10 protein-coding genes are annotated in these 10433 nt (G+C 53.3%); 6 read left to right on the plus strand and 4 right to left on the minus strand.

Translation table 11 applies throughout. From position 1 onward, the window contains the following. Nucleotides 1-14: 14 nt before the first annotated feature. Nucleotides 15-200, minus strand: coding sequence for a hypothetical protein (locus tag HG1285_RS12830; RefSeq protein WP_008286701.1), 186 nt, complete (start codon nt 198-200; stop codon nt 15-17). A 170-nt stretch (nt 201-370) separates the two neighbouring features. Here HG1285_RS12830 and truD point away from each other — a divergent pair, with 170 nt between their 5' ends. Next, nucleotides 371-1510 (plus strand): tRNA pseudouridine(13) synthase TruD, encoded by a 1140-nt coding sequence (gene truD, locus HG1285_RS12825; RefSeq protein ID WP_008286702.1) that lies wholly within the window; start codon nt 371-373, stop codon nt 1508-1510. A gap of 20 nt (nt 1511-1530) precedes the next feature. Then, nucleotides 1531-2763, plus strand: a complete 1233-nt coding sequence (mtaB, locus tag HG1285_RS12820; RefSeq protein ID WP_008286703.1) for a tRNA (N(6)-L-threonylcarbamoyladenosine(37)-C(2))-methylthiotransferase MtaB — start codon at nt 1531-1533, stop codon at nt 2761-2763. Here mtaB and HG1285_RS12815 read toward each other — a convergent pair. After that, the gene (locus tag HG1285_RS12815) at nt 2760-3173 is read right to left on the minus strand and encodes a hypothetical protein (RefSeq protein ID WP_008286704.1); all 414 of its coding nucleotides are present in this window, start codon (nt 3171-3173) and stop codon (nt 2760-2762) included. The two genes, mtaB and HG1285_RS12815, sit on opposite strands and share 4 nt — an antisense overlap. Before the next feature lie 24 nt (nt 3174-3197). On the opposite strand from HG1285_RS12815, the gene HG1285_RS12810 reads away from it, so the two are divergent. Next, nucleotides 3198-4277 (plus strand): efflux RND transporter periplasmic adaptor subunit, encoded by a 1080-nt coding sequence (locus tag HG1285_RS12810; protein WP_008286705.1) that lies wholly within the window; start codon nt 3198-3200, stop codon nt 4275-4277. On the opposite strand, the gene HG1285_RS12805 is transcribed toward HG1285_RS12810, so the two are convergent. Beyond that, nucleotides 4268-6790, minus strand: a complete 2523-nt coding sequence (locus HG1285_RS12805; protein WP_008286706.1) for a cation-transporting P-type ATPase — start codon at nt 6788-6790, stop codon at nt 4268-4270. The two genes, HG1285_RS12810 and HG1285_RS12805, sit on opposite strands and share 10 nt — an antisense overlap. A gap of 20 nt (nt 6791-6810) precedes the next feature. On the opposite strand from HG1285_RS12805, the gene HG1285_RS12800 reads away from it, so the two are divergent. Then, entirely contained in the window at nt 6811-8067 is a 1257-nt protein-coding gene (locus tag HG1285_RS12800) for an ABC transporter permease (protein ID WP_032496399.1), read from the plus strand. On the opposite strand, the gene HG1285_RS12795 is transcribed toward HG1285_RS12800, so the two are convergent. Next, nucleotides 8048-8797, minus strand: coding sequence for a hypothetical protein (locus tag HG1285_RS12795; RefSeq protein WP_157560488.1), 750 nt, complete (start codon nt 8795-8797; stop codon nt 8048-8050). The genes HG1285_RS12800 and HG1285_RS12795 overlap by 20 nt on opposite strands. Nucleotides 8798-8832: 35 nt before the next feature. Here HG1285_RS12795 and HG1285_RS12790 point away from each other — a divergent pair, with 35 nt between their 5' ends. Then, a complete protein-coding gene (locus tag HG1285_RS12790) occupies nt 8833-10029 on the plus strand; it encodes an argininosuccinate synthase (protein WP_008286710.1) in 1197 nt (398 codons plus the stop codon). Between the two features lie 147 nt (nt 10030-10176). Further along, on the plus strand, nt 10177-10433 hold a 257-nt coding region (locus tag HG1285_RS12785), incomplete at its 3' end, for a twin-arginine translocation signal domain-containing protein (protein ID WP_008286711.1).

Genomic DNA, 10433 nt, shown 5'->3' on the forward strand with positions numbered 1-10433 from the left:
ATACTGCCCGGCGGTCAGTTGGGTGTGGAGAAGCCTTCCCTCCCGAAGCTCTCATCAACTACAACCACATCAGCCCTCTTAACAAAGTCAGAGTTCAGGTCTCTAACGTCGTTCACAACGGCGACAACCTTCCTGTTCTTCAACACCCTTCGTTCAATCCTCTCCCTTTCCCTTCTGCTCTTCACCTTAAATACCTTCATGCACGTACACCTCCTTTAATTCAGCAGTATGGAGTTCAGCAAGACCTACTGGCAGCACTCGCCCTTACTCTTTTTTCTGGTACCTTTCCACAGCAGGAGCGCGCCGGCACCCGCCAGAAACGATATCAGAATTATGTCTGTGGCTTGCATGTATCCTTATTAAGTAAGTTATGGCAAGAGTTAAAGAATGTCCAGAGGATTTCTACGTAAGGGAGATCAAACACTTAGATTTTGAACAGAAAGGACGCTTCGCGTACTTCCTGATGAGAAAGAAGAACCTCAGCACCCTTGAAGCTGTCAGGGAGGTTGCGAAACGCCTCGGAGTTCCCGAAAAGAGGATCGGGTTCGGTGGTCTTAAGGACAAGAACTCTCTGTCAGAGCAGTTCATATCGGTGGACAGACCCCCCGAGATAAAGGAGTTTACGGAGGAAAACCTGAGCCTGAAGTTCCTTGGCTACGGAAACAGACCCGTAAGCCTTGGAGACATAGAGGGGAATTACTTTGAGATCACCCTTAGGAGGATCGGAGATAGGAAAAGGGAGTTCCTAAAGGAGAGGATACCCTTCGTCAAAAGGTTTGGCTTTGAAAACTACTTCGGGGAACAGAGGTTTGGGTCGGTCAGGTACGCCGGGAACTTTATAGTGAAGTACCTTCTCAGGAACGACTACGAAGGTGCCGTGAAAGAGTACCTCACCTCTCTGAAGGACAGAGGCAGAAAGAAAGCCCTCCTGAGAGCTTGGGGAAGGTGGAAGGAGTTCCTCAGGATCATGCCCCAGAGTTCCCACCCCGAGATAAACCTCGTAAAGTCCCTCATGAAGGGTAAGTCCTATGAAGAAGCCCTCTCGGGGTTGCCCAAAAGTATCAAGCTCATGTTCTTGTTTGCTTACCAGAGCTACCTCTGGAACAGATACCTGAACACCTTCGTCGTTCGGTACTTCAAACACTGTTCCGTTCCGTTTTTGAAGTGGAGGCTCTCCTTCATAAAGGAGGTGGATGAAGGGCTCTTTGAAGAGATAAGGGAGCTTGAGATACCCTTCCTGGGAACTGAGTTCAAGCCTAAGAACAAAAAGGTGGAGCTGATAATTAAAGAGGTTCTCAGAGAAGAAGGTATAAACGAGGAGGTGATCCGCGCCCGGAGGATAGGGGTAAAGCTCTTCACCGACGGTGTGAGAAAAGCCTTCGCCTTCCCTCAGGGTTTGAGAGTTCTTGAGGAGGGCAGGGGATACGTAAAGCTATCCTTCACGTTGCCCCCCGGGAGTTACGCCACCGTCCTCTTGAGGAAGCTACTCTGTTCGTCCCTGGACTACTGAGGGAATATATTTATCAAACTATGAAGGTCTCCTTCGTAACCTTAGGTTGCAGGATGAACCAGTTCGATACAGACCTGATGCGTTCCAGGTTCGCGGAGTCTGGCTATGAGGTGGTTGATTTTGAAGAGCCTGCGGACGTTTACGTTATAAACACCTGCACAGTGACCTCAGGCGGAGACCGTTCCTCAAGGCAGGCGCTCTACCGGGCTAAGAGGAGAAACCCCAATGCCCTCGTGGTGGCAACGGGTTGCTACGCCCAGGTAAAACCGGAGGAGCTCGCCTCCCTTGAAGAGGTTGACCTCGTCGTCGGCAACACCCATAAGGACGAGATACTGAAGCTGGTTGAGGAAGCTCTGGAGAACAGGGACAGAAAGGTGGTCGTTGGGGAGATATTCCGTCAGAAGGAGCTCAAGAACTTTGATACCGTCCTCTACTTTGAGGAGTCAAGACCCTTCATAAAGGTTCAGGAAGGGTGTAACAAGTTCTGTACCTTCTGTGTGATACCCTTCGCCCGTGGGAAGGTCAGGAGCGCCCCTAAGGAGAAGGTCATAGAACAGGTGAGGCTTCTCGCCCTGCAGGGCTTTGAAGAGGTTGTCCTCTCGGGAACCCAGCTCTCCCAGTACGGCTGGGATGTGGGCAGTTCCCTCTACGAGCTTCTCCTTGAGGTGCTTAAGGTGGAGGGTATAAAGCTTGTGAGGCTTTCCTCCATGCACGTGAAGGAGATCTCCGACGAGCTCCTTGAGCTCGTGGTTTCCGAAAGAAGGATAGCGCCCCACTTTCACCTCTCCCTTCAGAGCGGCTCGGACAGGGTGCTCAAGCTCATGGAGAGGGGCTACGGAAGAGAGGAGTTCAGAGAGGTGGTTGAGTTCATAGTGAAGAGGAGACCTGAGTCCGCCGTAGGAACGGACGTTATAGCCGGTTTTCCCGGTGAGAGCGAGGAGGACTTCAGAGATACCCTGAAGTTCGTGGAGGAGATTCCCTTCGCGTACCTCCACGTGTTCCCTTACTCCGATAGACCTTTCACCAAGGCGAGCAGGTTCGGGAACAAGGTGCCGGAGGGGGTTAAGAAGGAGAGAGTTAAGCTCCTCGGGGAGCTTGATGAGATCAAGAGAAAAGAGTTTTACGAGGGTAACATGGGCAGGAAGCTCAGAGCTACCGTCCTCGGGAACGGAAGACTGCTAACGGAGAACTACATAACCCTTGAGAGAAAGGTGGACGTCCCTGCGGGCAAGGTTGTGGAGATAACCCTTTAGCTCAGGGTAACACCCAGCTCAGCCTTAGCCTTCTCCTTGAGCCTATCAACCAGCTCCTTGGCGGACTCGCCCTCCTGGGGGTACACCACGTAAGAGAACTTCATCTCACCGCCGAGGAACTCAGAGACACCCTCAAGGATGTGGATCGCGCCCATCTCGTCCGTGCCGGGGAGCAGGAGTATGAGGTAGCCCTCACCGGGGAACATGACGTCCGAGTCCCTGAGCACCCTCTTGATTGGTTCCGTAACCTCCTCCACAGCCTTTCCTCTCACGGGAACGACCGCCACGGTGACGTTGTCTATGGCTGGAACGTGCTCGGCGAGGTTTAGCTGAGCCTTTATCCTGGACAGCTCCTTAATTTCATGGGTTAAGAGGCTCTCAAGGAATTCCTTCTTAACTATCTGCGCCATGATAGGATTTTACAATAAATCTCCATGAAACTTGCAAAGCTGCTCGCCCTCCTTGTCCTCCTGACCGGTGCGATGGCACGTTCGGAGGAGTGTGCCGTCCAGACTAAGGAGGTAGTCAGGGCTGTTTACGGGTCGGGATACGTCAAAAGCGACCTTTATCTTTCGGTTCGCTCTTCCGTTTCGGGCTACGTTAGGAAAGTCTTCGTGGACAGGGGGGACAGGGTTAAGAAAGGTCAGACCCTCGCCCTCATAGACAGCGGCGGTCTGAGAGAAAGGATAGGAGCCATAGAGAAGAAAATAAAGCTCCTTCAGGACAGGCTTAAGGAAGATTCCGACTTCATGAAGAGTCTTGAGCACGGCATCAGCACCAAGAGGGAGAACCTTGATAAGGCTGAGAGGAGATACAGAAGGAGGCTAAGGCTCTACGAGAGAGGGGTCATACCTAAGGAAGCCCTTGAGGAGGCTGAGAGACTTTACAGGCTCGCAAAGGAAGACCTAAGAATAGCCGAACTGAGCCTCAGGGACAGGATAAGGGAATTAGAGACGGAGCTATCCTACCTTGAAAAGGAGAGGGACTCGCTCAGAAGAGAGCTCAATAATTACACGATAAGGAGTCCCATAGAGGGGATCGTTCTGAAGAGGTTCGTTGAGGAGGGCGATTACGTCAATCCTATGAGCAGGGAGAACACGCTCTTATCCCTCGGTTCTCTGAAGAAAAAGGTCGTCCTCCTGGTGGACGAGGAGTTTGCACCCTTAGTGAGAAAGGGGCAGAAGGTTTACATAACAACGGACGCCGTCCCGGGGAGGGTGTTTGAGGGCACGGTTGAGAGCTTTGACCTTGAGAGCGAGCCATCGCGTCGGGTCGTTGAGGTTGAAGTCGCCGTTGATCTACCGGAGAACGTCCCGGTGAACTCAGTCGTTGAGGGGAACATCGTGGTCAGCAGACTTAAGACCACCGTGGTGCCTTTAGGTGCTGTGAAGGACGGCTTCGCCGTGCTTGTAGTTGATGGAGAAAGAAGGAAGGTTAAAGTGAACAGGGTATTTGAGAGGTATGCGGAGGTCATAGGTTACCCCCCAGGAACTCCCTGTCTTGTTCAAGAGTGACCTCTCTTTCTGAACAGGAACTTAAGGGTCTTTCTAAGCTCTATAAACAGGAATACGCCTATTGAAGTGGTTAGGACGAGGAACCAGCCTTCCGTAGGCAGAGGCTCGGCGTGCAGGTAGGAGGGGAAGAGGTACAAAGCTCCGAGCTGTAAAAGTACTCCGGCAACCAGACCGAGATATATGTAGGGGTTCATGGTGAAGTTCCTCCAGGGCTTGTAGAGGAACGGGAGCTCTCTGATCGTCTGCATCCCTATGAACCACTGGTTTACGACTACGGAGGTAAAGGTTATGCTCACTGCGAGAGGGTAGCTCTCCTTCCCCAGCAGGTAGTAAAAGAGAAGCAGGTTTACGGTTCCCATGAAAGCCGCCGTTGAGAGTGTGTCCAGAAGGAGGCTCCTGTCAAAGAATAGGCTCTCCGGCTTCTTCGGTCTTTCCCTCATGAGGTCTATCTCCTCCCTGTTGAAGGGGAAGGCTTTATCCTGCACCCCGTCTGTCACGAGGTTTATCCAGAGTATCTGGGTCGGGTATAGGGGAAAGGGCAGGTTCATGAGAAAAGAGCTTGATATTAGGAACACCTCACCGAAGCTCGCCGACAGGAGATAGTGTATCGCCCTGCGAATGTTTCTGGCTATCACCCTGCCCCACCTGACAGCCTCAACTATGACAGAGAGATTATTGTCCGTTATGACCATCTTCGCCACGTCCTTCGCTGCCTGAGCGCCCGAGCCCATCGCTATCCCTATGTCCGCGACCTTGAGGGCTGGAACGTCGTTAACGCCGTCCCCCGTGACCGCCACTATCTCGCCCCTGCTCTGGAGAACCCTCACTATCCTGTACTTGTCCTCGGGTAGCGCCCTCGCTACGACGGCGGTCTTCTTCAGGAGGTTGTAGAGCTCCTCGTCCGTATAGCTCTCCATCTGCCTGCCCTCTATAGCCCAGTCTCCCCTCCTGTATATCCCGACCATGCTTCCTACCGCCTTCGCGGTCTTGAGGTTGTCTCCCGTTATCATGATCACCCTTATACCAGCCTTCCTTGCAGTTTCAACAGCTTCCTTCACACCCTCCTTGGGAGGGTCTATAAACCCTACGAGACCGACTACTTTGAGTTTCACGCCCTCTAAGGACTCGGGGGGCTCTCCTAACCTGGCTATACCGAAGGCGAGAACCCTGAGCCCCCTCTCAGCCATTTCGTCGTGCACCTTTTTAAGCTCCTCCCGTATCTCCGTGGTCATCTCCGATAGGCTCTCAAGAGCCCCCTTGACGAGGAGGAGGTAGCCGTCTTCCGTTCTGTGCACCGTAGCCATGAGCCTTCTCCTCGTGTCAAAGGGGAACTCCCTGACCCTTGGAAAGGACTCCCTGATAGCTCTCCAGTCTATCCCTTCCTCTTCCAGCCACCTTACGAGGGCTACCTCAACGGGGTCTCCTCTCTTGCCGTCGGAGTTGTTGCACAGAGCCGATACGAGGATGAGGGCATCTCTGTCAAGGGCGAAGCTCTCCTGAGCCTTCAGCTTCCCTTGGGTGATGGTCCCGGTCTTGTCCGCGGCTATGAAGCTCGTGCTCCCAAGGGTCTCCGCAGCGGGCAAGTACCTTATGTAGGTCTTCCTCCTTGAGAGCCTGAGGGCACCGACAACTAAGACGAGGGTTATCACTATGGGCAGTCCCTCGGGAACGGCGGACACGAGCTCCGCTATAACGAGCATACCCACCTCGTAAAAACCTCTTCCCTGAAGAATGCCCACCAAGAAGAGGAAGGAGAGCAGGCTCACCAGAACCGCCATCCATCTCTTCGAAAAGCTCTTTAGGGCTCTCGTCAGGGGTGTATCGGGAGATGTTTCGCCAGCCCTGAGGCTTATCTTTCCGAGCTCGGTGTTGAAACCCGTTGCGTAAACCACACCCTTACCGTATCCCCTGACCACGAGTGTCCCTTTGAAGGCTAAGTTTTTTCTCTCGTAAAGGGGTGTGTCCTCGGGAAGGAGGGCTTCATGATCCTTCTCAACGGGCACTGACTCCCCGGTAAGCAGAGATTCATCTATAAGCAGACTCCTGCTGTCAATCAGCCTGATGTCTGCGGGAACCACGTCCCCCTCCTCAATCAGGACTATGTCTCCCGGAACCACCGTAGAGGAGGGTATCTCCCTGAGCCTGCCTCCCCTTATGACCTTTGCGCTCAGCTCCGTCATCTTTCTGAGGGATTCCAGGGTGGTCATAGCCCTGTACTCCTGAAAGAAGCCTATTAGAGCGTTAACGGAGACTATGCCCACTATCAGGAGGAAGTCCACCCTCTCACCCATCAGCAGGGCTACGAGTGAGGCTGTAAGGAGTATGTAAACGAGGGGACTTTTGAACTGCCGCAGGAGTATGGACGCTGCACTCTCCCTATCCGTCTCTACCTCATTTCTGCCGTAGAGCGCCAGCCTCTTTTCAGCCTCTTCCTCACCTATCCCCGAATGGGAGCTCTTGAGAACTTCCAGCAGTTTTTCTACGCTCAGGGCGTGGGCTCTTATATCTTCCATTCCCTTAAAATTGTAAAGGCATGCGTCATGTGTTGTTCGTCAGCCTGAAGCTTATCCTTCAGAGGAGGAGGCAGACCGTAGTTTCCACCCTGGGGGTGGCTATAGGCATGGCGGCTTTCGTGGTGATGAGCTCTCTTATGCTTGGTTTTCAGAAGCACTTCATAAAGCAGGTTATAGACCTTGACGCCCACATATCCATAAAGCCCAAGTTTAACTACGACGAGAAGAGGATACTCTCCCGTGTCTTTGATGAGGACGTGATAGTTGAAGTCCTCGGTTCCAAGCCCAAGGAGGTTAGGGACAAGCTGGGGGACTACAGGAGGATCATAGAGGAGTTCTCGTCCCTTGAGGGTATCCTGGGAATGTCCCCCCACCTGAGGGGGAACGCTATAGTCAGGTTTGGACCCAAGGACGTTCCCGTAAACCTGTTCGGCATAGACCCGAACCTTGAGGGAAGGGCGACGAGCGTGGAGAGATACCTTGAGAAGGGAAACCTTGACTCTCTGAAGGTCAGGAGGAATGGGATTATACTGGGCAAGCTCGTGGCGAGGGATCTGGGCGTCAGGGAAACGGGTAAGAAGGTCATACTGATATCCCCCAGAGGTACCTCTCAGGTGTTTGAGGTTGTGGACTTCTTCAACTCTGGTATAACCACGATAGATAAGAGCAGGGCTTACATACACATAAGGGCTATGCAGAAGCTCTACGACAGACCCAACGAGGTGAACGAGCTCGTGGTGAGGGTCAAGGATGTGGACGAGGCTGTAAGTATAGCCAGACACATAGAGGCGAGGACGGGGCACGATGCCCAGAGCTGGCAGGAAGCCTACAGTAACTTTCTTCAGCTCTTCAAGATACAGAAGACGATAACCTACATGGTGGTCGGAGCTATACTCCTGGTTTCCGCCTTCGGGATATTCAACATACTTATGATGACCGTTCTGGAGAAGCAGAGGGACATCGCCATTCTCAAAGCTATGGGTTACTCAAGCAGGGACATAACCTACATATTCCTGCTGCAAGGGTTCCTGATAGGTGCGATGGGTGTGGTCATAGGGGGTGTGTCCGCTTACGTAGCTCAAGAGTACCTTGCGAGCATAGAGATAGACCTTGAGGGTCTGATAAGGGCTAAGGGCTTCATACTTGACCGTTCCCACTGGTACTACGTCGGCGGTGCTCTCTTCGCCCTCGCCTTCTCATGGTTCGCCTCCGTCTACCCAGCCAGGAGGGCTGCAAAGCTCAACCCCGTTGACATATTCAGGAGCGGAGGAGCTTGAAGGCTGCCACCGTACCGAAGGTGTATAACAGGTGCACGGTTAGGAAGGTCAGGACTGGTCCAAAGACCAGAAGGGGTGTGATAATGACCACAAGAAGGTGAGCCAGGAAGAACCCAAAGGTTATCAGGGATATAACCGCCGAAGACCTCAGGTAGTCCCAGTTCAGTATGGTCTTCCAGCTTATCTCCGCATACAGGGAGGTTACGAAGCTCTTCAGGGTTCCGCTGAAGCCCCTACCTCTCAGCATAGCCCTCCCGAAGAATATGGGAAAGGAGGTCACCACCGAAAGGTATACGAAGACGGCGAGAAGGGTGCTTATGAGTAGCCCAGTCCAGCTGACCTCTCCGCCCTCAAGCAGAGGTCGTATGACCGACCATACCCCTCCCACGCTCAGCACGACAAGTGCAAATATAACCGCACCAACGCTCAGGATAATCTGTCCTACGAGGACTGCCACGGTCTCGTAAAAGTAAGTGAAGAGGGCTCTTGTGGAGTTCTCTCTCATGCTCCTCTCCACGTAGCTAAGGCTGCCCTCTCCCTCAATGAACTTCTTTGACACGAAGACTACGAAGGAAAACAGTATGTAGTAGTTAAGGAGGAACGCCATCATGCTGAAGGGTGGCAGGAAGGTAAGTAGGTTTAAAAGGGTCAGAAGTGCTATAACGGTTCCCGTCAGCGGGGGGCTGGCTTTAAGGCTGAGCTTCCACAGGAGGAGCGCCTCTCTCCACACGGGAGATATTATAGAAGGGATTATAATACTTCCCTATGGCTAAGAGGGTCGTGCTCGCTTACTCGGGAGGTCTTGACACCTCCGTTATAGTCAGGTGGTTGACGGACAAAGGCTACGAGGTTATAACCTACACGGCGGACGTTGGTCAGGGTGAGGAGCTCGCCGAGATACCCGACAAGGCGCGGGCTGCAGGTGCCGTTGAAGCCATAGTGGAGGACATAAAGGAGGAGTTCGCGAGGGACTTCTGCCTGCCGACCCTGCGGGCTTTAGCCCTGTATGAAGGTAAGTACCCCCTCACAGCCTCCCTCTCAAGACCACTCATCTCTAAGAAGCTCGTCCATTACGCTGATAAGTTCAGGGCGGACTATGTGGCGCACGGCTCAACGGGAAAGGGCAACGATCAGGTGAGGTTTGAGCTGTCCGTATGGGCTCTGAACCCCGATATAGAAGTCCTCGCTCCGGTGAGGGAGTGGGAGTTCAAGGCGAGGGAGGAGCAGGTTGAGTACGCCAAGAAGCACGGGATACCCGTGAAGGCTACGAAGGAAAAACCCTACTCCATAGATAGAAACCTCTGGGGTGTATCGGTTGAGTGTGGTCCCCTGGAAGACCCCTGGCAGGAGCCGCCCGAGGACGCTTACCAGATAACTACCTCTCCCGAAAGGGCGCCTAACGAACCCGAGTACGTCACTATAGGCTTTGAAGAGGGTGTTCCCAGGAGTCTGAACGGCGCAGAGTACAGACTTCTCAGCGACCTCATACTTGAGCTAAACGAGATAGCGGGCAGACACGGGGTCGGCAGGATAGACATGGTGGAAAACAGGCTCGTGGGTATAAAGAGCCGGGAGATATACGAGGCTCCGGGGGCTCTCGTCCTCTACGAGGCTTACAGGGACATCCTATCTCTCGTTACCGACAGGTTCACCTTCCACTACTTCATGAATCACGTTCCCCACGAGTATGCAAAGCTCGTTTACGAGGGTCTATGGTTTACACCCCTGAGAGAGGCTCTGGACGCCTTCACGGGCAGGCTTGCCCGGGACGCCAGCGGCGAGGTCAGACTCAAGCTCTACAAGGGCAGCGTCAGCGTGGTAGGCAGGAGATCGCCCAACTCCCTCTACGAGGAGGATCTTGCCACCTACACCGAGGAGGATGCCTTTGACCACATAGCGGGCAAACACTTTACCAAGGTCTGGGGACTACCGCTCAAAGTTCTTGGTAAGAGAAGGTCTTAGGTAAATACCCGCATACTAACTTTCAACCCTCTGTCTCTCAACGTTTATCCGATAATTATGATAACTTGATAAACAGGTAAAAAAAGTCTATACTTATTTACATGACCTATGTCATGTGATGTTTATCAGCTATAGGAGGGTATAGTCATGGCTGAGGCTACTGTTAAGGAAAGGGCTCCCGGCAAGGGAGTTTCCCGGAGGGACTTTTTAAAGACGGCTGCCGCCGTTTCTGCAGCAACCGCCGTTGGGATGAGCGTCCCCAAGGAGGCGCTCGCCAAGGCAGCGAAGGCAGAGGCAGGCTGGCGCTGGGACAAGGCTGTCTGTAGGTTCTGCGGGACGGGCTGTGGAGTCATGGTCGCCGTCAAGAACGACCGCATAGTTGCGGTGAAAGGTGACCCGAAAGC

Source organism: Hydrogenivirga sp. 128-5-R1-1, assembly GCF_000171895.1.

Bases quoted from the DNA above. Each gene is read 5' to 3' on its own strand.
- HG1285_RS12800 (WP_032496399.1), top strand. From the start codon at position 6,811: ATGCGTCATGTGTTGTTCGTCAGCCTGAAGCTTATCCTTCAGAGGAGG.
- truD (WP_008286702.1), top strand. From the start codon at position 371: ATGGCAAGAGTTAAAGAATGTCCAGAGGATTTCTACGTAAGGGAGATC.
- HG1285_RS12790 (WP_008286710.1), top strand. From the start codon at position 8,833: ATGGCTAAGAGGGTCGTGCTCGCTTACTCGGGAGGTCTTGACACCTCC.
- HG1285_RS12830 (WP_008286701.1), bottom strand. From the start codon at position 200: ATGAAGGTATTTAAGGTGAAGAGCAGAAGGGAAAGGGAGAGGATTGAA.
- HG1285_RS12805 (WP_008286706.1), bottom strand. From the start codon at position 6,790: ATGGAAGATATAAGAGCCCACGCCCTGAGCGTAGAAAAACTGCTGGAA.
- HG1285_RS12810 (WP_008286705.1), top strand. From the start codon at position 3,198: ATGAAACTTGCAAAGCTGCTCGCCCTCCTTGTCCTCCTGACCGGTGCG.
- HG1285_RS12815 (WP_008286704.1), bottom strand. From the start codon at position 3,173: ATGGCGCAGATAGTTAAGAAGGAATTCCTTGAGAGCCTCTTAACCCAT.
- mtaB (WP_008286703.1), top strand. From the start codon at position 1,531: ATGAAGGTCTCCTTCGTAACCTTAGGTTGCAGGATGAACCAGTTCGAT.